General features: G+C 32.2%; 25 protein-coding genes and 1 tRNA gene. 12 read left to right on the top strand and 14 right to left on the bottom strand.

What is annotated here, in order from left to right:
• The first annotated feature begins 24 nt into the window (after positions 1-24).
• Both EU98_RS04820 and EU98_RS04815 read left to right on the top strand, forming a co-directional pair.
• Positions 25-588: an NUDIX hydrolase gene (locus tag EU98_RS04820; protein ID WP_032515664.1), complete on the top strand. Its 564-nt coding sequence runs from the start codon at positions 25-27 to the stop codon at positions 586-588.
• Positions 585-2018: a cryptochrome/photolyase family protein gene (locus EU98_RS04815; protein ID WP_032515665.1), complete on the top strand. Its 1434-nt coding sequence runs from the start codon at positions 585-587 to the stop codon at positions 2016-2018. The genes EU98_RS04820 and EU98_RS04815 overlap by 4 nt, the downstream gene beginning before the upstream one ends.
• Here the strand turns inward: EU98_RS04815 and EU98_RS04810 are convergent.
• On the bottom strand, positions 2003-3208 hold the full coding sequence (locus EU98_RS04810) for a DegT/DnrJ/EryC1/StrS family aminotransferase (protein ID WP_032515666.1): 1206 nt from the start codon (positions 3206-3208) through the stop codon (positions 2003-2005). The genes EU98_RS04815 and EU98_RS04810 overlap by 16 nt on opposite strands.
• Before the next feature lie 53 nt (positions 3209-3261).
• Positions 3262-3855 (bottom strand): thioredoxin family protein, encoded by a 594-nt coding sequence (locus EU98_RS0108910; RefSeq protein ID WP_032515667.1) that lies wholly within the window; start codon positions 3853-3855, stop codon positions 3262-3264.
• Between the two features lie 105 nt (positions 3856-3960).
• Here EU98_RS0108910 and fabI point away from each other — a divergent pair, with 105 nt between their 5' ends.
• From fabI to EU98_RS04795, 3 genes are all read left to right on the top strand, one after another.
• Positions 3961-4743: an enoyl-ACP reductase FabI gene (gene fabI, locus EU98_RS04805; RefSeq protein ID WP_032515668.1), complete on the top strand. Its 783-nt coding sequence runs from the start codon at positions 3961-3963 to the stop codon at positions 4741-4743.
• 20 nt (positions 4744-4763) lie between these two features.
• Complete coding sequence (gene hisB, locus EU98_RS04800) at positions 4764-5369, top strand: imidazoleglycerol-phosphate dehydratase HisB (protein WP_025953397.1); 606 nt, start codon at positions 4764-4766, stop codon at positions 5367-5369.
• Between the two features lie 72 nt (positions 5370-5441).
• Positions 5442-6926, top strand: coding sequence for a carotenoid oxygenase family protein (locus tag EU98_RS04795; RefSeq protein WP_032515669.1), 1485 nt, complete (start codon positions 5442-5444; stop codon positions 6924-6926).
• 2 nt (positions 6927-6928) lie between these two features.
• On the opposite strand, the gene rdgB is transcribed toward EU98_RS04795, so the two are convergent.
• Together rdgB and EU98_RS04785 are read right to left on the bottom strand one after the other, a co-directional pair.
• Entirely contained in the window at positions 6929-7504 is a 576-nt protein-coding gene (gene rdgB / locus EU98_RS04790) for an RdgB/HAM1 family non-canonical purine NTP pyrophosphatase (protein ID WP_032515670.1), read from the bottom strand.
• Positions 7505-7506: 2 nt separating this feature from the next.
• Entirely contained in the window at positions 7507-8961 is a 1455-nt protein-coding gene (locus tag EU98_RS04785) for a phosphoglucomutase/phosphomannomutase family protein (protein WP_032515671.1), read from the bottom strand.
• A gap of 80 nt (positions 8962-9041) precedes the next feature.
• Here EU98_RS04785 and EU98_RS04780 point away from each other — a divergent pair, with 80 nt between their 5' ends.
• The gene (locus tag EU98_RS04780; RefSeq protein ID WP_032515672.1) at positions 9042-10460 is read left to right on the top strand and encodes a TM0106 family RecB-like putative nuclease; all 1419 of its coding nucleotides are present in this window, start codon (positions 9042-9044) and stop codon (positions 10458-10460) included.
• Here the strand turns inward: EU98_RS04780 and EU98_RS04775 are convergent.
• Together EU98_RS04775 and pyrE are read right to left on the bottom strand one after the other, a co-directional pair.
• On the bottom strand, positions 10446-11282 hold the full coding sequence (locus tag EU98_RS04775; protein WP_032515673.1) for a folate-binding protein YgfZ: 837 nt from the start codon (positions 11280-11282) through the stop codon (positions 10446-10448). The genes EU98_RS04780 and EU98_RS04775 overlap by 15 nt on opposite strands.
• 10 nt (positions 11283-11292) lie before the next feature.
• The gene (gene pyrE, locus EU98_RS04770) at positions 11293-11853 is read right to left on the bottom strand and encodes an orotate phosphoribosyltransferase (RefSeq protein ID WP_032515674.1); all 561 of its coding nucleotides are present in this window, start codon (positions 11851-11853) and stop codon (positions 11293-11295) included.
• A 139-nt stretch (positions 11854-11992) separates the two neighbouring features.
• Between pyrE and EU98_RS0108915 the strand changes: the two genes are divergently transcribed.
• From EU98_RS0108915 to EU98_RS04760, 3 genes are all read left to right on the top strand, one after another.
• A tRNA-Ile gene (locus EU98_RS0108915) sits at positions 11993-12065 on the top strand.
• 18 nt (positions 12066-12083) lie between these two features.
• A complete protein-coding gene (locus tag EU98_RS04765) occupies positions 12084-13352 on the top strand; it encodes a hemolysin family protein (RefSeq protein WP_032515675.1) in 1269 nt (422 codons plus the stop codon).
• 50 nt (positions 13353-13402) lie between these two features.
• Positions 13403-14407, top strand: a complete 1005-nt coding sequence (locus EU98_RS04760) for a Gfo/Idh/MocA family protein (protein ID WP_032515676.1) — start codon at positions 13403-13405, stop codon at positions 14405-14407.
• 26 nt (positions 14408-14433) lie between these two features.
• Here the strand turns inward: EU98_RS04760 and EU98_RS04755 are convergent, their stop codons facing one another.
• Both EU98_RS04755 and tgt read right to left on the bottom strand, forming a co-directional pair.
• Positions 14434-14574 (bottom strand): photosystem II reaction center protein K, encoded by a 141-nt coding sequence (locus EU98_RS04755; RefSeq protein WP_011375837.1) that lies wholly within the window; start codon positions 14572-14574, stop codon positions 14434-14436.
• Between the two features lie 34 nt (positions 14575-14608).
• Complete coding sequence (gene tgt / locus EU98_RS04750) at positions 14609-15727, bottom strand: tRNA guanosine(34) transglycosylase Tgt (protein WP_032515677.1); 1119 nt, start codon at positions 15725-15727, stop codon at positions 14609-14611.
• Positions 15728-15825: 98 nt separating this feature from the next.
• Here tgt and EU98_RS04745 point away from each other — a divergent pair, with 98 nt between their 5' ends.
• A complete protein-coding gene (locus tag EU98_RS04745; protein WP_032515678.1) occupies positions 15826-16566 on the top strand; it encodes an adenosylcobinamide-GDP ribazoletransferase in 741 nt (246 codons plus the stop codon).
• On the opposite strand, the gene EU98_RS04740 is transcribed toward EU98_RS04745, so the two are convergent.
• A complete protein-coding gene (locus EU98_RS04740) occupies positions 16544-17680 on the bottom strand; it encodes a sensor histidine kinase (RefSeq protein WP_032515679.1) in 1137 nt (378 codons plus the stop codon). The two genes, EU98_RS04745 and EU98_RS04740, sit on opposite strands and share 23 nt — an antisense overlap.
• A 253-nt stretch (positions 17681-17933) precedes the next feature.
• On the opposite strand from EU98_RS04740, the gene EU98_RS04735 reads away from it, so the two are divergent.
• The gene (locus EU98_RS04735; protein ID WP_011817760.1) at positions 17934-18302 is read left to right on the top strand and encodes a DUF3155 domain-containing protein; all 369 of its coding nucleotides are present in this window, start codon (positions 17934-17936) and stop codon (positions 18300-18302) included.
• Here EU98_RS04735 and EU98_RS04730 read toward each other — a convergent pair.
• Positions 18299-18916 carry an alpha/beta hydrolase gene (locus tag EU98_RS04730; protein ID WP_032515680.1) on the bottom strand — a complete coding sequence of 206 codons (618 nt, stop codon included), beginning with the start codon at positions 18914-18916 and terminating at the stop codon, positions 18299-18301. The genes EU98_RS04735 and EU98_RS04730 overlap by 4 nt on opposite strands.
• A 33-nt stretch (positions 18917-18949) precedes the next feature.
• Between EU98_RS04730 and purH the strand changes: the two genes are divergently transcribed.
• Positions 18950-20503, top strand: coding sequence for a bifunctional phosphoribosylaminoimidazolecarboxamide formyltransferase/IMP cyclohydrolase (gene purH / locus EU98_RS04725; RefSeq protein ID WP_032515681.1), 1554 nt, complete (start codon positions 18950-18952; stop codon positions 20501-20503).
• A gap of 1 nt (position 20504) precedes the next feature.
• Here purH and EU98_RS04720 read toward each other — a convergent pair whose 3' ends face one another.
• The 4 genes from EU98_RS04720 to sfsA form a co-directional block, all read right to left on the bottom strand.
• Positions 20505-21065 carry a DoxX family protein gene (locus EU98_RS04720; RefSeq protein WP_032515682.1) on the bottom strand — a complete coding sequence of 187 codons (561 nt, stop codon included), beginning with the start codon at positions 21063-21065 and terminating at the stop codon, positions 20505-20507.
• 103 nt (positions 21066-21168) lie between these two features.
• Positions 21169-22365, bottom strand: coding sequence for a 4-hydroxy-3-methylbut-2-enyl diphosphate reductase (locus EU98_RS04715; RefSeq protein ID WP_032515683.1), 1197 nt, complete (start codon positions 22363-22365; stop codon positions 21169-21171).
• An 89-nt stretch (positions 22366-22454) separates the two neighbouring features.
• Positions 22455-23915 carry an ammonium transporter gene (locus tag EU98_RS04710; protein ID WP_011862304.1) on the bottom strand — a complete coding sequence of 487 codons (1461 nt, stop codon included), beginning with the start codon at positions 23913-23915 and terminating at the stop codon, positions 22455-22457.
• A gap of 179 nt (positions 23916-24094) precedes the next feature.
• Complete coding sequence (gene sfsA / locus EU98_RS04705) at positions 24095-24835, bottom strand: DNA/RNA nuclease SfsA (RefSeq protein ID WP_032515684.1); 741 nt, start codon at positions 24833-24835, stop codon at positions 24095-24097.
• Positions 24836-24892: the final 57 nt, after the last annotated feature.

Here is a 24892-nt window from a genome sequence, read left to right on the forward strand (position 1 = left end):
TTAGGCTATTTTTATTTAAAAATTATGGGCAACAAAAACCTTAAAAAAAAATCCATTTTTAAAGAAAAAATATCTGAGTTAAAGTCAAAAAAATTTAGTTTCGAAATAAATAGAATTGAGCTTCCAAATGGACATGAAGGTGAATATGGATACATTAAGCATCCCGGTGCAGCATTAGCCGTACCTATTACAAAAGACAATAAAGTTATCATTCTTCGGCAATATAGATTTGCTGTTTCAAGGTATTTATTAGAATTTCCAGCAGGCACATTAGAAATAGGTGAAACACCTATTAATTCAATTAAAAGAGAAATACAAGAAGAAACTGGATTTAGTGCAAACAAATGGGATGAACTAGGAACTCTTGTCCCAGCTCCTGGTTATGCAGATGAGGAAATTTATTTATTTTTAGCACGTGATTTGAGCAAACTAAATTCCGAGGTTAAAGGAGATTTAGATGAAGATATAGAAGTATTAATTTTAGATCCGAAGGAACTAGATAATCTTATCTCTAGTGGGGATGAGATTCTTGACGCAAAAACTGTGACCGCATGGTACAGGGCTAAACAATTTTTAGAAAAATTATGAATAAACCTAGAATACTTTTTTGGCATAGAAAAGATTTAAGAATATTTGACAATAAAGCTTTAATCAAAGCATTTTCATTATCAAATGCTATTACTTCAACTTACATATTTGATAAAAATTACCCACACGATTTCAATGCAAGTTCAAGAGCTTGGTTTCTAGGAAATTCGCTTCAAGAATTAGGAAATAATTGGAAAAAAATGGGTAGTAGATTAGTTATTAAAGAAGGAGATCCGGTATTAATAATTCCTCAATTAGCAAAAAAAATAGATGCTAAATTTGTTTTTTGGAATAGATCAATTGAACCTTATGAGATTAATCGCGATTTAAAAATAAAAAAAAATTTAGAAGAACAAAATATTAAAGTTATTGAAACTTGGGATCACTTATTAGTAGAACCTTTAAAAATATTTTCCGGAAATAATAAACCTTATTCAGTTTATGGCCCTTTTTATAAAAACCTTAAATCAAAAATGAATTTATTAGGTCCATATGACCAAGATAAAGTTGTTTTCCAGTTTAAAGATATAGAAAATAAATTGAAAGATAAGACAATAAATTCATCTGATTCGGTTCTAGAGAAATTTATCATAAATATCAAATTTCCTAGTTCGAATATTTGTCCATGTAGACCTGGAGAGAATGCTGCAGAAACATTATTAGAAAACTTCATTAACGATAAAAAAATATATTCTTATAATTCTGCACGAGATTTTCCTTCTCATAATGGGACATCTTTTCTAAGTGCATCTCTCAGATTCGGCACAATTAGCATTAGAAAAATTTGGAACGCCACATTAAATTTAAATTCAGATTTTGCAAATCAAGGAAATTATCTATCGATCGAAACTTGGCAAAAAGAACTTGTTTGGCGTGAATTTTATCAACATTGCTTATTTCATTTCCCTGAGCTTGAAAAAGGTCCATATAGAAAAAAATGGGATCACTTTCCATGGCAAAACAATAATGAATGGTTTCAGCATTGGAGCAACGGAGAGACCGGAGTACCTATAGTTGATGCTGCAATGCGTCAACTAAATAGTACTGGCTGGATGCATAACAGATGTAGGATGATAGTCGCTTCATTTCTGGTAAAAGATCTTATATGCAACTGGCAAATGGGCGAGAAAAAATTTATGGAGACTTTGGTTGATGGAGACTTAGCTGCAAATAATGGGGGATGGCAGTGGAGCGCCAGTAGCGGCATGGATCCAAAACCTCTTAGAATTTTTAATCCATATACCCAAGCAAAAAAATTTGATCCTATTTGCGAATATATAAAATATTGGATTCCTGAATTATCTAAAGTGTCAAATTCAGAATTATTAAATGGGGATATATCTAATTTAGAAAAAAATAATTATTCAAGCCCTATTGTCAATCACAACATGCAGCAAAGATTATTTAAATCACTTTATGCTGAAATTTGAATTTCTTCTATACAATTCTTTAAAACTTTATTTAAATTTTCTGCTACATAAACTTGCTCTTCATAAGAAATTTCAGGAAACATTGGAAGACTAAGGACTTCTGTACAAATTCTCTCTGTATTAATAAGTTTTGTTCTAGAAAAATTTTTATTTTTGTAAGCTATTTGTGCGTGTATTGGAATTGGATAATAAATAATTGAATTAATACCTTTTTCAAAAAGTTGTTGTTTTACCAAATTCCTTAAGGAATAGTATTTTTTGCAATCAGTATCAAATAAATTTGAAAAATCTTCATTTAAAAAATATTTATCGTTTCTTAATTTGATTACAAATTGATTCCAAGAATGGGAAATTGAATCAGAGCTAATTTTTGGAAAACTAATAAATGGATTTTTTTCTAATAAATCAAGGTAATTATTAGCAATTTTTTGGCGATTATTAATCCACTTTGAAATATATTTAAATTTAATATTTAATATGGCAGCTTGAATAGTATCAAGTCTGCTGTTATATCCAATTTGGGTATGATGATATCTTATTGGGCTGCCATGAACAGCCAGTTCTCTAATTTTTTTGGCAATCTTCTGATCTGAAGTTGTTACTGCTCCACCATCTCCAGCAGCTCCTAAATTTTTAGTAGGGAAAAAGCTAAAACAGCCTATATCACCGATACTACCAACTTTGGAAGTTTCCCACATTGTGCATGTTGCCTGAGCACAATCTTCGATTACTTTTAAGTTATATTTCTTGGCCAAAGATTTTATTAAGGTCATATTCACTGCATTGCCAAATAGATGAACTGGCATAATTGCCCTGGTATTAGAATTTATTTCTTGTTCTATTAGTTCAGTATTAATGAGATAAGTTTCTGGATCTATATCTACCAAAACAGGATTAGCACCGACGGCGCTAATAGCCTCTGCAGTTGCAAAAAAGCTAAAAGATGAGGTAATAACTTCATCACCAACACCAATATCTAATGCGCGTAAAGCTAATACTAAAGCATCAGTTCCACTATTACATCCAATAGTATTTTCAACACCAATCAGATTTGAAAAACTCTCCTCAAATTTGGCAATTTCTTGTCCTCCAATATACTGGCCCCCTTTTAAAACTTTAGAAACCTCACTCTCAATTTCAGAGCCAATTTCTTGGAACTGCCTATCTAAAGTAAATGGAGGTATCTGCATAGTAAATATATTAACCCTAAACCATATTTCTATGGGTAAAAAAAATTTTTAATTCATTTAAACCAACTTGGTTCTTTACCAGGAGTCCATTTTATATTGCAACCTAAAGAAGGCATTTGATTTGAAGGATAAGAATTATCTTGATTCAAATCTTTTACGGCAGAGCGCAAATCTTTTCCGGATAGAGGGATATTATTACCTGGTCTACTATCGTCTAATTGGCCATGATAATACAATAAAAAATCACCATCTCCTTCATTTGAAAAAAGATAAAAATCTGGGGTGCAAGCCGCTTTTAATTTCTTAGCAAAATTTTGATTTTCATCATATAAATAAGGAAAACTCCATCCCTGTGTTTGTGCTTGTAATCTCAAATTTTTAGGAGAATCTGAAGGATGAGTGACAATATCATTACTAGAAATTGCAACTGTTTGAACAGTATTTTGAATTTCTTTACTTAAGGTGAAAATTTGATTCTCAATATATTTAACAAATGGGCAATGGGCACAAATAAACATTAAAAGTAAATGCCGATTATCTAGATTATGAAAATTAAAATATTGATGATTTGGAGAATTAGCATTTAACATTTCAAAATTCGGTAATTGAAAACCTAATTCCAAAACCGTAGAATTTGTTCTTACCATGTTCAAGTTAAAAATTCTTTGATATTTGAAAATTATTGTATATTTTGCAGTAATCCGTAAAGATAGGTACTTTTATATAGGAGAATAATAGAAATAATAAACAAAATGCTTCTAAATCTAACTGGCAAAAAAATTCTTGTTACGGGAATTGCCAACAATCGTTCAATAGCATGGGGTATCGCTCAACAACTTTCAAAAGCTGGCGCAGAACTTGGAATCACATATTTGCCTGATGATAAGGGAAGATTCGAGTCTAAAGTTAGAGAACTAACTGAACCTTTAAACCCGTCGTTATTTTTGCCTCTTGATGTTCAAAATCCAGCTCAAATTGAAGAAATCTTTAAAAATATAAAAGACAATTGGGGTCAAATTGACGGATTAGTTCACTGCCTAGCATTTGCAGGACGCGATGAATTGATTGGAGATTATAGTGCTACCACTTCAGAGGGTTTTGATAGGGCTCTTAATATAAGTGCGTATTCGTTAGCACCTTTATGTAAAGCAGCAAAACCACTTTTTAGTGCTGGTGCTGGAGTTGTCTCATTAACTTATTTAGGTTCAGAAAGAGCGATTCCTAACTATAACGTGATGGGAGTTGCAAAAGCAGCTTTAGAAGCTTCAGTAAGATATCTTTCTGCAGAACTTGGTCCAGAAAAACAAGTCAGAGTTAACGCAATAAGTGCTGGGCCTATTAGAACACTTGCTAGTTCTGCTATAGGTGGCATTTTAGATATGATTCACAATGTTGAAGAAAAGGCTCCTTTACGCAGAACAGTCACTCAAACAGAAGTAGGTAATACAGCTGCTTTTTTATTAAGTGATCTCTCTAGCGGCATTTCAGGCCAAACAATTTATGTTGATGCGGGTTACTGCATTAATGGAATGTAAACTAAGTTTTTTGCATAAAAATGTCATCTCTAAGGCAATCTGAAATAAAAAGAAAAACGAATGAAACAGATATTTCTGTATTTATAAACTTAGATGGAAATGGAATTTCTGAGATTGATACCGGAATACCATTCTTAGATCATATGCTTCATCAAATATCCAGTCATGGTTTGTTCGATTTAAAAATAAAAGCAATTGGAGATACCCATATTGATGATCACCATACAAATGAAGATGTAGGAATCGCATTAGGAAAAGCATTTTCAAAAGCCTTGGGAGAAAGAAAAGGAATAAGCAGATTTGGACATTTCTTTGCCCCATTAGATGAAGCATTAGTTCAAGTCACTTTAGACTGCTCTGGTAGACCGCATCTATCTTATGATCTTCAATTAAAAGCCCCTAGAATAGGAAATTATGATACTGAACTAGTAAGAGAGTTTTTTATTGCCTTTGTAAATAACAGCGGTATTACTCTGCATATTAACCAAATACGAGGAAGTAATTCACATCACATAGTTGAGGCGTGCTTTAAAGCTTTTTCAAGAGCAATGAGAATGGCTACCGAGATAGATCCAAGAAGATCTGATTCAATTCCAAGCAGTAAAGGAATGTTAGAAAAACAATAAAATAGGAATTTTTTCGAATCAGCCACAATTCTGTTGATTTTTGGCGAAAATAGATAAAGTGATTATTTTGTTGTGACTAATTTACAAGATAAAAAAATTAATAAATTCAATATTTTTAAAAAACAAGATTGGTCAAGTGCTTATCAAAATGTAAAAAATGAGCTAACTAAAGAGCCTCTAAAAATTAGTAAAGGTAATAATATTAAAAATTTAAATGGAACACTATTAAGAAATGGACCAGGAATATTAGAGAGAGGTGGACAATGGGTTCATCATCCATTTGATGGTGATGGGATGATAACATCCATAAAATTCGAAAATGGTCAGCCATTCTTAACAAATAGATTTGTTAAAACTAAAGGCTATTTGGAAGAAGAAAAAATAGATAAATTTATTTATAGAGGTGTTTTTGGAACACAAAAAAATGGAGGAATTTTAAATAATGCATTAGATCTAAAATTCAAGAATATCGCTAATACACATGTCATTAAATTAGGAGATGAAATTCTCGCATTATGGGAAGCAGCAGGTCCACATGCAATGGATCCTGATAGTCTTGAAACTATTGGTTTAACAACATTAAAAGGAGTACTCAAGCCTAACGAAGCATTCAGTGCTCATCCCAAAACAGACCTAAACTCAAATGCATCTTCAGAACTTTTAGTAACCTTTGGAGTACAAACCGGGCCAAAAAGTACCATTAGATTAATGGAATTTGATAATGCTGGTACAAATTCTGGAGAGCTCATTTTTGACAGAAAAGATACCTTTAATGGCTTTGCATTCCTTCATGATTTCGCAATTACAACTAATTGGGCAATATTTTTACAGAATGCTATTGATTTCAATCCTCTTCCATTTGTAATGGGTCAAAGAGGAGCAGCACAATGTCTAAAGTCAAACCCAAATAAAAAGGCAAAGTTTTTCATTATCCCCAGAGAAAGTGGATTGTTTAGAGGACAGCCTCCTTTAACAATAGATGCTCCAGAAGGATTCGTTTTTCATCATGTAAACGCATTTGAAAAAGATTCCAAAATCGTATTAGATAGTATTTTTTATGATGATTTCCCATCAGTTGGTCCAGACGAGAATTTTAGGGATATTGATTTTGATAAATATCCAGAAGGAAAACTGAAAAGATCAATTATCAATCTAAAGACAAAAACTTGTGAACTTGAAACTTTCAGTGAACAATGTTGTGAATTTGCTGTTGTTAATCCTAAAAACTTAGGATTAAAAGCAACTTATAGTTGGATGGCAAGCACATCTCAAAAGCTGGGGAACGCTCCACTTCAAGCAATAAAAAAAATAAATTTAACTTCTAAGGAAGAGATTTTTTGGTTAGCAGGTCCAAGTGGATTTGTTAGTGAACCAATTATGGTTCCATCAGAAAACTCTTCAGAAGAAGATGAGGGATTTTTATTTTTACTTCTATGGAACGGAGAAAGGAGAGGAAGCGATTTAGTAATATTAGACGCAAAAGACTTAAAAGAATTAGCTATTTATGAATTACCCATTTCAATTCCTCATGGCCTTCATGGATCTTGGGTTAATTGAATTTAAGAAAAAATTTCAATTAAATCTGGAATAATTTTTTTTAATGCTTTACCTCTATGACTACAAGAGTCTTTAATATCATTATTCATTTCTGCGAAAGTTAATTTGGTAGAACTCTCCTCAAAAATTGGGTCATACCCAAAACCACTTTTTCCTCTTGGGTTTAAAATAATATTGCCATGACATTTGGCATCAGATTCAATAATCACTTCACCATTTGGGGAACAAACACAAATATTAGCAATAAAGAAAGCACTTCTATTTTGAACACCATCAAGTTCTCTTAATACTCGTTCAATTCTCTGCTGATCATTTTCTGCATATCTAGATGAGTAAATGCCAGGCTTACCACCTAGTGCTTCAATACAAATGCCTGAATCATCTGCTATTGAAAAATTATTCGTTTTTCTCGAAACTTCACTCGCTTTTTTAATTGCATTATCTCTAAATGTCAGTCCATCCTCTTCAACTTCTAATGATTCTGGCTGGAGTAACAATTTACAATTAACTCCAGCAAGCAATTTTTTATATTCTTCAATTTTACCTTTATTCTTACTCGCTAAAAATAAATTTTTCATCCTTATTTTCCTGCCAAATTTATAAATTCTTGACCCCACTCTAATACCTCAATTAGATAAGATTCTTTTGGTGCTTCACAATATAACCTTAAAAGAGGTTCCGTTCCTGAAAACCTAAAAAGAAGCCAAAAATTTTTATCAATTCTCAACTTTATTCCATCGATCTTTGAGATACTTTTTAACTTGTGATTATTAATATTCTCAGGAATATTATCTATAATAAATTCTTTTACGTTATTTTTTTCTGACTGATTTGGGAATTTAATATCAATTCTTTTATAAAAACTTGGCCCAAAATCTTCTTGAATTTTATCTAAGGTTTCATATAAATATTGAGATTTTTCAGCAATTCCATTTAATAAAACCATCGCTGCATATAGAGCATCTCTTTCAGGCATAAAGTCACCAAAACCAACTCCCCCAGATTCTTCTCCTCCAATAAATATTTTTTCTTTAATCATTTTTTCAGCAATATATTTAAAGCCAACTGGAAGTTCAAAAACATCTCTATTTTGACTCTCTGATATATTTTTAATAATATCTGAACCACTAACAGTCTTTAAAACTGGATAAGAATTATTTTTAATTTCGCCCAAATAGCTAATAAAGTATGGGAGTAAATCTTGTGTACTAGAGTATCTTCCTTTTTCATCAATTGCCGCAATTCTATCACCATCACCATCAAATATAATTCCTAAAGTTTTCACTTCACTTGTTGAATTTTTCATCAGTGTTTGTTTTAGATCATCTGCATAATTCAAAAGAGGTTCAGGAGGTTTTCCTCCAAAAAAAGGATCAGCATCTTCCCTGATTTCTGAAATAACTTCTAAATCATTAGAAGCAAAAATCTCAGCCATACAATTTGCAGCTGCACCATGCATAGAATCTACAAAAATTCTCAAATTCATTTTCTTTAATGTCTTGGAAATATAGTCAATATCAAAAAGGGATTTAATTCTATCTAAGTGAAATTTCTTAATATCTACCAATTGATTAACACCATCTATTTCTTCAATTGAATTTCCAAGCATTAATCTTTTTTCAACTTCAGTTGTAAAAGATTCGTCAACAGAACATCCATTAAAGCTCTTTATTTTCAGACCTAGCCAATTATATGGATTATGACTTGCTGTAATTACTAACGCACCGAGACAACCGACTTCTTTGGCATAGAAACTACAAGAGGGTGTTGTAACAAAGCTATCAGATAAGATCGGTTCGAAACCACATCCCCTTACAAAAGGCACTACTTGCTTGGCGAATTCACAAGCCATAAATCTACGATCATATCCAATAATAATTTTCTTTGAATTAACTTCTTTATAGTATTGATAATGCAACTCCTGACATGCAGCGACAACAACTCTTGAAAGATTTGACAGGTTAAAGTCAAAACCAATAATTCCTCTCCAACCATCAGTTCCAAATTTTATTTTATTTAATTTATCAGCTCTCAAATTTCAAATTACCTTGATTTCTTTTAATTATCTATACTAATTTATATGTGTAAATTTTAAAACCGCCCTTAAAAAATAATTTGAATTCTCTTCATTTAAAAAGTTTTACAAGATGTAAAAGAAAAGCATGGCTCGATTTTAAGGGTAAAAAATCTTATGAAGTTTGGTCTCCCCATAAAGCTATAGATAAAATTAATCAGTTTCAAATTTTTTCTGAATTTTGTAATGGTGAAATATATACAGGATTAAAAGCCTGTGAAAATGGTTATCAAGGGGTAATTGGATTAAAAATCAAAGGGAACCTTTTCCAAAATATAAAAGCAGAGATACTTCCACAATTACTTTTAAAGACTAAAGGTAAAAGTAAATGGGGACAATATAAATATTTACCTGCTGTTTATAAGTTAGGCCACAAAACAACTAAAGAACATTTATACGACTTAGCTTTTTGTTCTATGCTTTTGGAATCTTTTCAAGAATCTAAAATTGAGAAAGGATTAGTAATTTCAACTTTTTATAAAAAAGTAAAAGTTGAAGAAATTTATTTAAATAAAAAATTAAGAAAAAAAGTTTTAAATGTTTTATTAAATTTGAATGAATGCTTGGAGGGATCTATACCAGAAATAACTCAAGATAGAAAAAAATGTACTATTTGTTCCTGGCAAAAATTTTGTGACAAAGAAGCAAAAGAAAATGGATATCTAACAGATATAGATGGAATAGGGTCCAAAACGGCCTCGTTACTCAAAGCAAACGGAATAACTAATACCCAAACATTAGCCTCCTGTAGCGAAAAACAACTTGGAGAGAAATTATCTAAATTCAAAGATCAGAAATATGAAAAAGCATCCATATTTGTAAAGCAAGCACAAGCATATATCTCTGGAGAACCATATTACATTTCTAATAAAAATAATACGGAAGATCTATTAGAAAAAATATGTTCGGGATTTTATATATTTGATATTGAGTCAAATCCAGATGAAAAGCATGATTTTTTATATGGATTTTTAAAAGTAAATAATTTGTCTATAAAAAAAGAAGATCTTATTTATGAACCAATCTTAAATCTTAAAAACAATAAAGGAGAATATTACAGGCAAATTTTTGAAATACTTTTTTCACAAAAGGAATGGCCAGTTTTGCATTACGGAGAAACCGAAAAAATATCAATAATAAATATTGCTAAAGAACTAAATTTTAGTTTTGAAGAAATTAATTCACTTTCTTCCAGATTTGTTGACTTACATACCTTAATAAGAAAGTCTTGGATATTACCACTAAAAAACTATGGCTTAAAAACTATTTCTAATTGGCTTGGATTTGAATGGGCGCAGAAAAATGTAAGTGGCTCGAAAGCACTTTATTGGTGGATTCAATATCAAATTACAGAAAACCAAATATTTTTAAAGAAAATTATCCAATATAACAAAGATGATTGTTTTGCTACTCTACAAATTGCAGAATATTTAATAAAAAATCGATTAAAGAAAAATTGATCCTACAGATTTATTTATAATAATTTTTCCAAAAATTGCTGAAAAAAAATAACTTTCTTCCTCTAAATATTTTCTTTTTATCATAGCTAGACCTTTTATTTGACAATCTGATTTAAAAAAACTAGTTATTTTGCCCACAGAAATATCCTTGGCAGAATTTATATATAAATTTTTATCTTCTAAGTCTAAATTCAAATTAGATTCAATTGATTTCCAAATTCTTATTTCCTGTTTTAAAGAAGAAACATTATTTATTTTTGACATTGTTTCTTGTCCTAAATAACAACCTTTATTAAAATCTATAAGATCTTGTAATCCAAGCTCAAGAGGATTATTTTTTCCGTTTATTTCCATTTCTAATGAGGGTATTGCCTGATTAATCTTCCAAAGTTTTAAATCATTGGGATTTAGTAAATTTAGTTTATTTTTATATATTTCAAATTCTTTATCTTCTGTTATGAAGAAAATAGGCTGGTAAGTTCTCCATGAACTAGATTCATCAATTTCCTGAATTCTATTTATCATGGAAGGCTCACTCAGAAGTACATCGTCCGCTGGAAAAATAATTTGATTAAAGTAATCAATTATTTCATTTGTGTTACCCGCCAAGATAATTACTTTTAAGCTTCTTTCAAAAAAAATAATTTCAATTAATGACCTTAGAACTCCATTTGGAGTTAACCAACAAGTTTTGATTACTTTATTTTCTGAATTAAGAATATTACCAGTTGTTATTCCATTCAAAAATTTTCTGGCATCTTTTCCAGTAATTGAAAAACAATCAAATTTTTCAAGCCAAAACTTTTTCTTTGTATCTTGCATTTTGAAATAATTATAAAAAGTCTTTTATTGTAAAAAGACTCTTTAATTTAACATTTTCATCTTCGAGGGCTTCTAATCCTCCTTCTTGCCTATCAACTATAGACAAAACTTCCTCAACAACATAATTATTTTCTCGTAATTTTTTTATAGCTTTTATTACTGAACCAGCAGTTGTAACCACATCCTCTAAGACAGTTACCAAAGTTCCTTCTTCTAATATAGGGCCCTCTATTCCAGCTTTGGTACCATATTTTTTGATTTCTTTCCTAATTATTAAACCATCAAGCTCTAGTCCATTCAAAGCTGCTTTAACAATTAATCCACTTACTAAAGGGTCTGCACCTAATGTCAATCCTGCTACAGCTTTTGACCTTGAGTCTTTTAAATCTAAAAATAATTCACTTATTAAGCTTAAGCCTTCGCCATTTAATGACACTGGTTTACAGTTCAAGTAATGACTGCTTTTTTTTCCTGAAGATAAAGTGAAGTTTCCTTTCTTGTAAGATTTTTCAATTAACTGTTTTAACAATTTTGCTTTATTTAAATCATAATTATCCGAAAATTTGTCCATTAGTAAAAGTTTAATTTATATTTAAAGATTAGAAGAAAAAAAAGAAATCTCACAAAAACTTCCTAATGAGGTGTTTTTTGAAATATTATTTTTATATTGTATATTTAAATTTAAAGTAATTAAATTTACAAATCTCATTGGGGGTGTAGCAATCTGGTGAATGCACCAAACTCATAATTTGGCTAAGGCGAGTTCGATCCTCGCCACCCCCATTATTCATTTGTCATTGAATGAAAATAACTCTACTTTTATTTCTTTTATTTTTTCCAGCTTTTTTTGCAGCGAGTGAACTCTCTTTTTTATTAATAAGGCCAAGTAAAGTTTTAAGATTAATAGAAGAAAAAAAGAAAGGCGCATTTTCAATTTTAAAAATTCAGAAGCGATTTAGATCTTCCTTAATTGCTTCTCAATTTGGTGTAACAATTTCATTAATTGCAATTGGATGGCTCAGCAATAACCTGGCTAACGATTATTGGAAAAGAAATGTTCTGCCAAATAGATTTTATGATCTTCTATTATTTTTATTTGTTGTTTTAGTTGTTACTCTTGTTTCTGGACTAATTCCAAAAGCTTTAGTAATTAACAATCCAGAATCTGCCGCCTTAAGGTTAACTACAATATTCGATGCCGTGAGAAAAGCTATGAATCCTATAGTGAAAACAATAGAATTCTTTGCTAGCGCCTGTTTAGGCTTGTTCAATTTAAATAACAAGTGGGATTCTTTAAACTCGGGCTTATCTGCTGGAGAATTAGAAACTCTTATAGAAACAGATAACGTAACAGGTTTAAAACCAGATGAGAAGAATATTCTTGAAGGAGTTTTTGCTTTAAAAGATACACAGGTTAAAGAGGTGATGATTCCAAGATCTGAAATGGTAACTTTGCCAAAAAATATAACCTTTTCAGAACTTATGAAACAAGTAGATAAAACTCGACATGCTCGCTTCTTTGTGATTGGCGAGTCTTTAGATGATGTATTAGGTGTATTAGATTTGCGTTATCTAGCTAAGCCAATATCAAAAGGTGAAATGGAAGCGGATACATTATTAGAGCCCTTTCTTTTACCAGTAACCAAAATAATTGAAACATGTTCATTAGCAGAAATATTTCCAATAGTAAGAGACTACAATCCATTCTTACTAGTAGTTGATGAACACGGTGGGACTGAGGGACTTATAACTGCAGCTGATCTAAATGGCGAAATAGTTGGAGAGGAAATGCTTAATAATAGAATTTATTTAGACATGAGAATGTTAGATAATTTCTCTAAAAAATGGTCAATAGCTGGAAAATCAGAAATTGTTGAAATCAATAAAAAAATAGGATGTTCTATTCCAGAAGGTAATGATTATCATACCCTCGCTGGATTTATGTTAGAAAAATTTCAAATGGTTCCAAAAATTGGAGACGTTTTAGATTTTAATAACATTAAATTTGAAGTTATTTCTATGTCAGGTCCAAAAATTGATCGTGTTAAAATAATTCTTCCCAATAGCTAAATGTGACTCCCCATAGAGGATAATGATAATGAATATATGGATCTGAAATTATGCAACCAACCTCATCATCCGTAAAGGTTGGCGTCATAGGGATAGGAAATATGGGCTGGCATCATGCTCGAGTACTAAGTTTACTCAAAGATGCAAATCTCATTGGAGTGGCAGATCCAAATGAGGAGAGAGGTAAATTAGCTATTGAGCAATTTCAATGTGAATGGTTCAAAGATTATAAGGACCTAATTCCAAAAGTTGATGCTATCTGTATCGCTGTCCCTACACTACTTCATCAAAAAGTAGGACTAGATTGTCTCAAGGGAGGTGCTAACGTTCTCATTGAAAAACCAATTGCAGCTAACGAGTTAGAAGCAAAATCTTTAATAGAGGCCGCTAATGCAAGTAACTGTCTATTACAAGTTGGGCATATTGAAAGATTTAATCCTGCTTTTAGAGAATTAAATAAAATAGTAAATAATGAAGAAATTGTTGTTTTAGAAGCAAGGAGGCACAGTCCTCATGCAGACAGAGCAAATGATGTATCTGTAGTAATGGATTTAATGATTCATGACATTGATCTTATTTTGGAGCTTGTAAACTCAAAAATACAAAAATTAGCGGCAGTTGGAGGAAGAAATAGCCAAGGATTAATAGATTATGTCAATGCTACTTTAGTTTTTAAAAATAATGTTATCGCAAGCCTAACTGCAAGCAAAATGAGTCACAAAAAAATTAGAAGTTTAAGTGCTCACTGCCAAAATGGCCTAGTAGAAACTGATTTCTTAAATCATTCTTTACAAATCCATCGAAAGTCTCATGAATCATACACAGCAGAGCATGGAGAATTAGTTTACAGAAATGATGGATATGTCGAAGAAGTTAGCACAACCTCCATTGAACCTCTATATGCAGAACTGGAGCATTTTCTTAAATGCGTTCAGGGCAAAGAAATACCTGAGGTAGATGGTGAGCAAGCCTCAAGGGCATTAAAAATTGCTGATTTTATAGAAAGTGCTGTAGATAATTCTGGAGATGCGATTTTACTTGAAAATCCCTTCTAATAAAAATAATCTAAACCAAAAGAATTTTATTTAAATCCAACCGCAGCTTGCCAAACAAATACCAATAAAAAGAAAAATAAAGGAATAAGTGGAAGAACATCAACAGTTGGAGCAAAAGCCTTGTAAGCCTCGGGCAATTCAGCGAATGTATTAAATAGAATGAGCACCTTTTTTGATAATTTAATTAATTATGATAAGACGTTACCACGTATAGTGAGCAATAGAGGATGTTTTCCAAGGAGCGAAATCATTTGTAAAACAATTATCTCTAATTGCAGTAGAAATTGCATCGGTAAATCTTATTAAATGAGCAATATTATGCAAACTTATGAGGGTTAGGCCTAATATTTCGTCATTTCTAATTAGATGATGCAAATATGCTCGAGAATAGGATTTACATGTCTCGCATTTACAAGTTTTGTCAATTGGAGAAAAGTCATTTTTAAATCGAGCATTTCGCAAATTCAATCTTTCATCATTAAAAAATGCAGTGCCATGTCTTCCTAGTCTTGTAGGCAAAACACAGTCAAATATATCGAATCCATTAGCAACAGCTAAAGAAATTTCTCTTAAAGAGCCAATTCCCATTAAATATCTTGGTTTATTTATTGGCAAGAATTTTGGGACGTAATCAATTACACTATGTATTTCTTCCACTGCCTCGCCAACACTTACACCTCCCACTGCTATTCCAGGCAGATCAAAAGAACTTGTATATTTTGCGCTATATTCTCTCAATCTCGGATACTTACCACCTTGAACTATACCGAATAATGCTTGATTAGATTTCTTATGATTCTCAACACATTTTTGCAACCATGAATGAGTTCTTTGTAAAGAGTCCTCAATATCATTTTCATTAGCTGTATGCGGAGGACAATGATCAAAAGCCATCGCAACATCCGATCCAAGATCCATTTGAATCTGTATTACTTTTTCAGGTGATAAAAATACATGACTACCATCTCTTGGATTTTTAAATTCCACTCCTTTATCAGAAATATTATTTAATTTGGCCAGACTAAACACTTGATATCCTCCTGAATCAGTAAGAATAGGCTTTGGCCAATTCATGAACTTATGTATTCCACCAGATTCTTTAACTAGTTTTTCTCCAGGTTGTAAATGAAGATGAAAGGTATTTGAGAGAATCATTTCTGATCCTGTAGAGGTTAACTGCTTAGATGAAATTCCTTTAACCGTTGCCAAAGTACCCACAGGCATAAATTTCGGTGTGTTTACCTGACCATTTGGTGTATGAAATATACCAGTTCTTGCCGCTGTATTACTGCAATTCGATGTAATTTCAAATTCAAACACGATAATTTATAAAATTTTTTGATCCTTTTTTATTAATCTACTCTATTATTTAATATTGAATCTATTTTTATCTCATCAAAAAATATTTAATAAAAAATTTGGCAGGATCTTGGATTTTCTATACGACATTTCCAAAGATACCTTTAATTAATCCCGAATTTAAAAATATTGCACAATTTGCTCCGCCGTTAGGATTTTTGATTGGAACAATACAGAGTTATATCTTTCTTTTTTTTAGAACAAACTCTTGGTCAATTTATGCATCTGCATTAATTTGTTTGGCTTCAGGATATTTAATTACTGGTGGTCTACACATTGATGGTTTAATGGATACTTTCGATGGTATTTTTGCAGGTAAAAAGAAACGTTTAAAAGCCATGAAAGACAGTAAAGTTGGTTCCTTTGGCGTTCAAGCTTTAGTTTTTATAACTTTAATTCAAATTGCTTGCATACTGAAAATTCAAAACCTAATAATTTTTGTTTTACCTATATGCTTATTTTGGGGAAGATTTTCAAATTTATTTTTTATAGAAAAATTTAAATATATGAGTTACAAGAAAAAATCTATTAGCCACAAAAAGTATTGGAATGGATTTAAAAAAGAATCTTTGATCTCCATTTTTTTTCTTTTAATTTTCATTATTTACCAATTATTTTCAATTACATCCCAAGCAATATTAATGAAATTTTTAATTCTTATTTTGATTGGTATTTTTCTGAGCTATTCTATCCCAAACATACTTGGCAATAAAATTGGAGGCTTCAATGGAGATGCGTGTGGTGCAAGTGTTGTACTAGTTGAAACTGGCATGTTGTTTATACATGCAATTCTTTTATAGGTAGTTCTAAATAGAAAATATTTTTCTTCTTAAGATTTTTTAATTTCTCAGTATTATCAATCGAGTTTTCTTCCAGCAATCTCAAATCTCCTCCAATATGTTTTGCCAGTTTCCTCGCCAAAAAAAGTCCTACACCAGTGCCGTCCTTCTTCTTAGCGGCAGATCCTCTAAAACCTTTTTCAAAAATTTTCTTGTTTTCATTTTTGGTTATTTTTTTACCATTATCAAATATACAAAGTCCATTATTCATAATTGCGAGTCCAATTTCAGCATCTTTTTGGGCATATTTAAACGCATTTTCTAATAAATTGGCCACAATTTCAGCAATTACAGCATATTCTGCCTTTAATGGCGAAATAGTCCAATCTGGCCAAAGAGAAGGTTCAGTCCAATCTCTATTCTCTAAGTCCGCATTAGCTTTACCCCTTTCTAATATTGGCCTCAATAAACTTTGAACAGTTATTACCTTTTTATTATCTAAATTTGGTGGTAATAATAATCTTTCCTCTCCAATTTCCAAAGGAAGTTGCATAGATGAATTTAATTGCGCAAAAGAATCCATATATTGATTAATTTGTTTTTGCTCTATTATCATGCGTTCGACTATTTCAATAGAATCATCATCTGAACCAAGTCTTTTTATTAGTAATTTTGCATATGTCCTAATAGCAGCCAACGGATTCCTTAATTGATGGACGATGACATTAACCTGATTTTTTAAATAATTGATTTCTTCATTTTTATTTTGACGTTCTAATTCGATAGAGACGCATTTAGCTAGAGATATTGAAAGCGCTTTTAATCTAGAATCAAGTGATACTGGCCAATTCCCCCCTCTCAAATCTGTTTCTACCCTAAGAACACCAAGTAGAATATCGTTTTCTTGAAGCGGGTACCATCTTCTATTAGGCGATGAAACTTTTAGTGAAGGATCATCTTCTATTGATGTAAGAAGCCTATCAATTTGCGGCCATTGACCAATCATTTCAAAAGATGCTTTAGTTCCTTGCTTAGCTGTAGCAAGATACATAACTAAATTAGTTACGCCCATTGAGCAACCAAAACTCTCTAGCTGTTTTATAATCAGTTCTTCAAATTTTTTTGAAAGATTCATAATTAATGAAATTTTTGAGGAATTTATAAAAAAAAAACTTGAAAAAGGGCTTGTAAAATATGAAAAAAGTATTAAGATGTATAAATAGGTCTGACTTTAGCCAGCCTTAAATATGAATATTTAATCATATTTTAAGCTACATCAGGGGTTGATGGGTCCTCTATGTAATTTGAAGTGAATTTTAAATCACATATATAAGATTAGTAACAATTAATAAGACTAATCACATTAATAATTTCAGGAGTACCAATCAATGTCAAAAAAAAGAAAAAGAATCAGCAGAAGAAGATTGGCTGGACAAAGAGTAATGGCACATGTACCTATTTATCATATCGAAACCGGTAAACATAAACCAGTTACAGCAGCAAGAAGATTCATAGCCGAAAATGGTCTTTCTGCACCTTCAGTTTTCAATGTGAGAAGGAATGAACATACAACCGATAGGTTTTTTTGGGGTGAAAAAGGGTTATTCAGCGCCCAATATGCTGAAGAAAATCATTTTCTATTTCCATCACTAAAAGTTGTAGTTGAAGGAATTGGTGAAGAAAAAATATTCGAAGGTCTAGAACTTACTGCAGATGATTGGGAAGAGATTGAAGAATACGAATACGCTTTTGTTTAAAAAATATTACTTATATTTGAACTTATAAAATTAATTAAATTTGAATCAATTTGATGAAATCCATCGAATTCTAATAATTCACAAAATTTAGAAGACTTGCTCTTTACCTTTTCATAAATAGTCCTAGAAGCATCTATAGGCACGACGTTATCGAATAAACCATGACTAATAATCAATGGTGAGCATTTTTCTCCTGGCTCCCAGTTTGGATGCGGATAACCACTACAAGCAACAATTAATCCAAAATTTAATTTAAATCCTGCATCAATTGCCATTGCCGCCCCCTGAGAGAACCCCAACAAAATTGTTTTTCTTAATGGAATCTGATCAGTATCAAACTTTTTTAATGTAACTAAAAGTTTATTTACTTCAATCTCAGCTCCATTCCAATCATGTGGGTATAGTCCATACCATTGTCTTCCCTGACCACTTGGATGTAATCCAGAAGCCCTCAAAGAAATTACCTCAAAATCAAGATTTATTTCTTCAGTCATCTCCTCTCCAAATGCTAAAAGATCATCTGAATCAGCTCCCCAACCATGCATCAAAATAATTCTATGAGTTGCAGTTTGAGAGCTAATCGAGACAAATTCATGATTGATAGCATATTTCATGTTTATATTCTTAAGTAAGTAAACTTTCCCATAATGTCACCATTAGCTTTAGTAAGTGTCTCTGATAAAAAAAATATAATCCCATTTTGTAAGGAATTGGTAGAGCAATTTAATTATAAAATTCTATCAAGTGGAGGCACTGCAAAATATCTTATGGAAGCAAAAATTCCAGTTATTAAAGTTGCAGATTTTACTAATTCTCCAGAAATTCTTGGAGGAAGAGTTAAAACTTTACATCCAAAAATACACGGGGGAATATTAGCTAAAAGAACTGATGAGGAACATAAAAAAGATATAGAAGCTAACAATCTTGAATTTATTGACTTAGTAGTTGTAAATTTATATCCTTTCAAAAAAACAGTAGATCAAGGAGCTAAATGGGAAGATGCTATTGAAAATATCGATATTGGAGGACCATCAATGATTCGTTCTGCAGCTAAAAATCATAAAGATGTTTCCGTTTTAGTTGATCCTAGTCAGTATCAAAATTTTCTTGAAGAAAGTAAAAAAGGTGCATTAAAGGACTCATATAAAGCAAAATTAGCCCTTGAAGCTTTTCAACATACAGCAGACTATGACTCTGCAATATCTAATTGGATAAGAAAAGAAAGAGGTTTACAATCTTCCAAATATATTGAATCTTATCCACTAATCAAAACCTTAAGATATGGGGAGAATCCACATCAAAAAGCTTTTTGGTATGGTTTAAGTAACATTGGCTGGAACTCAGCAGAACAATTACAAGGTAAAGAATTAAGTTATAACAATCTATTAGATTTAGAAGCAGCACTTTCAACAGTTTTAGAATTTGGCTACACAGAAAAAGATGAACTTACAACCGACATTTTCGCTTCTGTTATTCTAAAACACAATAATCCATGTGGTGCCTCTATAAGTAATTCAGCTTCTCAAGCATTTTTGAATGCTTTGGAATGCGACTCTGTTAGTGCATTTGGAGGAATAGTTGCTTTTAATTCAAATGTTGATAGTGCAACCGCAATTCACCTCAAAGATATTTTCTTAGAGTGTGTCGTTGCTCCATCTTTTGATGAGGAAGCTTTAGAAATTTTAAAAGTTAAAAAGAATTTAAGAATTTTAAAGTTTTCAAAAGATAAACTTCCAAAAAAGGATCAAACTTCTACTAAATCAATAATGGGAGGATTACTCATACAAGACACTGATGATTGTGAAGAAAAAACTGAAAATTGGATTTCAGTAACCAATAAAAATCCGAATAATCAAATTAACTTAGATCTAAATTTTGCATGGAAAATTTGTAAACACGTGAAATCTAATGCCATTGTTATTGCGAAAGACCAAAAAACTATTGGTATTGGAGCTGGACAAATGAATAGAGTGGGAGCAGCAAAAATTGCATTAGAAGCAGCTGGAAGATTATGTACTGATGCAGTCTTGGCCAGCGATGGGTTTTTCCCATTTGCAGATACTGTAGAACTAGCTAATGAATATGGAATAAAGGCTATTATTCAACCTGGAGGAAGTCTAAGAGACCAAGAAAGTGTTGATATGTGTAATTTGAAAGGAATCTCAATGGTATTTACGCAAAAAAGACACTTTTTACATTAAATTATGTTGATTTTGGATAATATGTAATCTTGTTTGTTTTTCTGAATAAAGATAGCCTTCCTGGGCCTGCACATAGAAAGTAGAGAGAAATAGCACCATATATAAAAGACAATTCGAAAGCATAATTATGACCTTCAACCACTGCCAAAGGAAAACCTTCAAGTCCTGTATCAAGGAGATGAAAATAAACTGCAAATGCCATGGTAGAGAATAGACCTAGAGAAGAAAGCCTTGCAAAAATACCTAAAGCCAATCCTGCTGGGCATACCAATTGAGTAATTGCTGCTCCAAAAGTCCAAATAACAGGATCACCTGGCAAAAATGGGAAGTACTTACCAACTACAAACTCAGCAAAACCCTGCGGATCCTGAAGTTTCTCCAAGCCATGATGGATCATCAAAGCACAAAAACCTATTCTTAAAACAAAAATCGATAGTTCCCCAAGGATATTTACTTCTGATCCTGAAGATGAGTTGGCAACTACAACTTCAACTTTTTGGGGCGCTTTAGTTCTATTCATACTTGCAGTTTGAACCTCATTAGCTTGTGCTTTGTCTTCCATACTTCATAAATTTTTCATTATTCTAGTTAATAAAGTAGATCTTTTGGAATTATCTGAACAATAAATTAAAAAAACTAAGCAAATTTGTAACTGAATAACTAATTCAAGAAGCAATATCAATTAACTTTTCAATAACATCTGCAACGACCTTATCAGGAGTGGATGCACCTGAGGTAATTCCAACATTAATTTTTCCACTAGGTAGAAAATTTTTTTTAAGTTCTAATTCTGATCCTAATGGTTTATGAAATATTGAGTTTTCATTCACTGATATCCTCTCTGGCGTATCAATGTGAAAAGAAGAAATATTTTTAGTAATTGCTATTTCTTGTAGGTGAGTAGTATTGGAAGAATTGAAGCCTCCAATAACTACTAGAATATCAAGGTCTTCATCAACCAAAGAGAACATTGCATCTTGCCTTTCTTCAGTTGCATCACAAATAGTATTGAAAGCTAAAAAGTGACTATTTAAGTTTTCTGGTCCAAATTTTTTTAACATCGTCCTTTCAAAAACCTTTCCAATTTCCTCAGTCTCGCTCTTAAGCATAGTTGTCTGATTTGCAACTCCCACTCTATCTAAATCTTTATCAGGATCAAATCCATTAGAACAAGCCTTAGCAAATTTGTTCATAAACTCATTTCTATTACCTCTTCCGTGAATATATTCAGATACGTAGTTTGCTTCTTCTAAATCAAGCACAACTAAATATTTTCCCGCAAATGAACTTGTTGCGAGAGTTTCTTCATGCTTAAATTTTCCATGAATAATAGATGTGAAAACATGTTTTTTATGTTTTTCAACTGTATGCCAAACCTTAGAAACCCATGGACAGGTTGTATCAATAATATGACAACCCTTCTCATGCAAGAGTTTCATTTCTTGAACAGTAGCTCCGAAAGCAGGAAGTATAACAACATCACCATTAGACACTAAAGAAAAGTCTTTTATTCCATTTTTAGCTGAAATGAATTTTACATTCATTTTTCTTAAATGATCATTAACCGAGGGATTATGAATTATTTCGTTTGTTATCCAAATATTCTCATTTGGGTAATGTCTTCTCGTTTCATAGGCCATCGCCACAGCTCTTTCAACTCCCCAACAGAAACCGAAAGCTTGGGCTAACTTAATATTTAGTCTGCCTTTAGTGTAAGTAAAACCATTATCCCTAATAGAACTTATTAAATCACTTTGGTAAGCTTCTTCTAACGCTTGGGCTCTTTTTGTTGGAGAATCGAAACCCCTTCTATTGTATCTATCAGAATGATGAAGAGATCTTCTAAAAGCTTGAGTATCCATTTTTTTATATTACAACGTTTTAAATAATTTTTCGTAAAAAAAAAGAAACCTGACATAAGTCAGGTTTCTTAAATCAATTTTTTGTTAGATTATTTAGCAGATGCAAAGTCTGGATATGCTTCCATTCCATGCTCTCCTATATCTAAGCCTTGTGTCTCTTCCTCTTCAGATACTCGGATTCCACCGAATAATCCTCCAATTACAGACCAGGCAATCCAGCAAGTAACTAGTGTCCAAATAGCATAAGCTGCGGCACCAAGAGCTTGAACTAGGAGAAGAGTAATGCCTCCACCATTGAACAATCCCATACCTGCTCCATCACCTTGTACAGCTGTACCCCAAAGACCGATAACTACAGTACCCCATACACCACAAACTCCGTGAACAGAGAATGCACCTACAGGATCATCGATCTCAGCGGCATCAAGTGCTGCAACAGAAAATACAACAATAATTCCGCCAACTAGTCCTGCGAACCAGGCGCCAGCAAGAGTCATATCACCACAACCAGCAGTGATACTAACTAAACCAGCAAGGATACCGTTAATTATCATTGTAAGATCAGGCTTACCAGAAGTTAAAGTTGAAACAATAGTTGCACCAATAGCTCCTGCTGCTGCTGCTAAAGTAGTTGTTACAGCAACATATGGAACCCATTGATCCATAGCAAGTTGAGAACCGGGGTTAAATCCGTACCAACCTATCCATAGGACTAATGCACCTAGAGTAGCTATAGCCATATTGTGTCCTGGCATAGCCTGTGGTTTCCCATCAGAGTATTTGCCAATTCTTGGTCCAAGAAGCATAGCTCCTACAAGACCCGCCCATGCTCCAACTGAGTGAACAATTGAAGAACCAGCAAAATCAACAAAACCTAAAGAATCAAGCCAACCACCATTCCATTTCCAGCTACCAGCAATTGGATATATAAATGCAGTTAATACAACGGCAAAAACAACAAATTCTCCAAATTTAACTCTTTCAGCAACAAGACCGGAAACGATTGTTGCCGCAGTTCCTGCAAAAGCAGACTGGAACAAGAAATCAACAGTTGGGACTAATCCAGCATCAGTTACCATATCTGCAGTAACTGTTGGATCAAAAAATAAGCCGCCAAAATAAAGCCAACCGTCGGCAACACTTCCTCCGTACATTAATGAATAGCCGATAAACCAATAAGAAGTTACAGCTAGAGCAAATACAAAGAGGTTTTTAGCAAGAATGTTAACAGCGTTCTTAGAACGGCACATACCTGCCTCAACCATAGCGAAACCGGCGTTCATAAAGATCACTAGAATAGTAGCGATCAAAAGCCATAGATTGTTAGCAAGAAAAGCTGCATTCAACTCAGGTAAATCAGCTGCGTGAGCTGAAAGATTAAAAATACCTAAACCAAACAAAGCTAGGGGAACAGTTGCAAGCCACAACATTGAGCGGTTTGAACTAAATCCTCGAATACTCCTCAAAAGGAGCATAGGTCCATTCACAAGACTTGCATCTTGAAGTTTGGACCTAGAGCGCCTTTGAGGCGTTTGCAAAGCAGTGGTCATAAAAAAAAATTAGAGCTGCAAAAAAACAGTTTTACTGTTTCCTTTCAAATTTAAATTTATTCAAAAAACTTATCGGTGTCTAGTAGTTGTTGATACCATTTTTATAGTTGCACCTCAAAAATTTATTTGTTACATTAAAAAAATTTATTTTTAGAAGTTTCAAAATATCAAGATTTTATTTATTTCAAAGGTTGAATTCCTCTCCATGATATGTGATCTTTATGAAATTCAAAAGAACAAGGAATCGTGATCATTCCTGCACTTAAAGATTCTCTAAAAAGATTGCCGTATAAGGGATCTGCCTGATCTCCGGGGGCAAAAAAACAAGCGTCTTTTCTTGTAATACAAAGAACTAATACACTTTTACTTTCAGGAATTAATTCCTTTAATTCTATGAGATGCTTTTGGCCTCTTTTCGTTACTGTATCAGGGAATAGAGCTACATTTTCTCTAATCCAAGTCGTATTTTTAACCTCTACGTAAATGTTACGTTTATCAGGATTTGAAGATTTTGGAGTTAAAAAAAAGTCAATTCTGCTTTTTTTATCTTTTCCATAAGGAACTTCAGATTTAATTGTCTCTATTTCTCCAATTATTTCGTCGAGCAAATTTTTCTCAATAACCTTTTTGATTAACTTATTTGCGAATAGAGTATTGATACCAACCCATACCTCCTCATTTTTTGCATTTAAAACACATATCTGTTCCCAAGTAAACGGTAATTTTCTTTTTGGAGAAGGGGAAACACTTATTCTTACCTTTGCCCCCTCACTCAAAAGTCCCTTCATTGGGCCTGTGTTGGCACAATGAGCAGTTACCACCTCTCCGCTCTCTAATTTTATATCTGCAAGAAACCTTTTATACCTCTTGATTAATACTCCTTCAATTAATGGATCAAATTCAATTATCCGAACATTCATAAATATGTCGTTAGTTAAAAATCAAATATAATTGAAACTTAAACTTCTTGAAAAATT

The sequence above is a fragment of the Prochlorococcus marinus str. MIT 9314 genome (assembly GCF_000760035.1).
Classification (GTDB): domain Bacteria; phylum Cyanobacteriota; class Cyanobacteriia; order PCC-6307; family Cyanobiaceae; genus Prochlorococcus_A; species Prochlorococcus_A marinus_B.

What these genes read in the sequence shown, in the direction of transcription:
- EU98_RS04820 (WP_032515664.1), top strand. Translation starts at nt 25, where the DNA reads ATGGGCAACAAAAACCTTAAAAAAAAATCCATTTTTAAAGAAAAAATA.
- EU98_RS04815 (WP_032515665.1), top strand. Translation starts at nt 585, where the DNA reads ATGAATAAACCTAGAATACTTTTTTGGCATAGAAAAGATTTAAGAATA.
- EU98_RS04810 (WP_032515666.1), bottom strand. Translation starts at nt 3,208, where the DNA reads ATGCAGATACCTCCATTTACTTTAGATAGGCAGTTCCAAGAAATTGGC.
- EU98_RS0108910 (WP_032515667.1), bottom strand. Translation starts at nt 3,855, where the DNA reads ATGGTAAGAACAAATTCTACGGTTTTGGAATTAGGTTTTCAATTACCG.
- fabI (WP_032515668.1), top strand. Translation starts at nt 3,961, where the DNA reads ATGCTTCTAAATCTAACTGGCAAAAAAATTCTTGTTACGGGAATTGCC.
- hisB (WP_025953397.1), top strand. Translation starts at nt 4,764, where the DNA reads ATGTCATCTCTAAGGCAATCTGAAATAAAAAGAAAAACGAATGAAACA.
- rdgB (WP_032515670.1), bottom strand. Translation starts at nt 7,504, where the DNA reads ATGAAAAATTTATTTTTAGCGAGTAAGAATAAAGGTAAAATTGAAGAA.
- EU98_RS04775 (WP_032515673.1), bottom strand. Translation starts at nt 11,282, where the DNA reads ATGCAAGATACAAAGAAAAAGTTTTGGCTTGAAAAATTTGATTGTTTT.
- pyrE (WP_032515674.1), bottom strand. Translation starts at nt 11,853, where the DNA reads ATGGACAAATTTTCGGATAATTATGATTTAAATAAAGCAAAATTGTTA.
- EU98_RS04765 (WP_032515675.1), top strand. Translation starts at nt 12,084, where the DNA reads ATGAAAATAACTCTACTTTTATTTCTTTTATTTTTTCCAGCTTTTTTT.
- EU98_RS04760 (WP_032515676.1), top strand. Translation starts at nt 13,403, where the DNA reads ATGCAACCAACCTCATCATCCGTAAAGGTTGGCGTCATAGGGATAGGA.
- EU98_RS04740 (WP_032515679.1), bottom strand. Translation starts at nt 17,680, where the DNA reads ATGAATCTTTCAAAAAAATTTGAAGAACTGATTATAAAACAGCTAGAG.
- EU98_RS04735 (WP_011817760.1), top strand. Translation starts at nt 17,934, where the DNA reads ATGTCAAAAAAAAGAAAAAGAATCAGCAGAAGAAGATTGGCTGGACAA.
- EU98_RS04730 (WP_032515680.1), bottom strand. Translation starts at nt 18,916, where the DNA reads ATGAAATATGCTATCAATCATGAATTTGTCTCGATTAGCTCTCAAACT.
- purH (WP_032515681.1), top strand. Translation starts at nt 18,950, where the DNA reads ATGTCACCATTAGCTTTAGTAAGTGTCTCTGATAAAAAAAATATAATC.
- EU98_RS04720 (WP_032515682.1), bottom strand. Translation starts at nt 21,065, where the DNA reads ATGGAAGACAAAGCACAAGCTAATGAGGTTCAAACTGCAAGTATGAAT.
- EU98_RS04715 (WP_032515683.1), bottom strand. Translation starts at nt 22,365, where the DNA reads ATGGATACTCAAGCTTTTAGAAGATCTCTTCATCATTCTGATAGATAC.
- EU98_RS04710 (WP_011862304.1), bottom strand. Translation starts at nt 23,915, where the DNA reads ATGACCACTGCTTTGCAAACGCCTCAAAGGCGCTCTAGGTCCAAACTT.
- sfsA (WP_032515684.1), bottom strand. Translation starts at nt 24,835, where the DNA reads ATGAATGTTCGGATAATTGAATTTGATCCATTAATTGAAGGAGTATTA.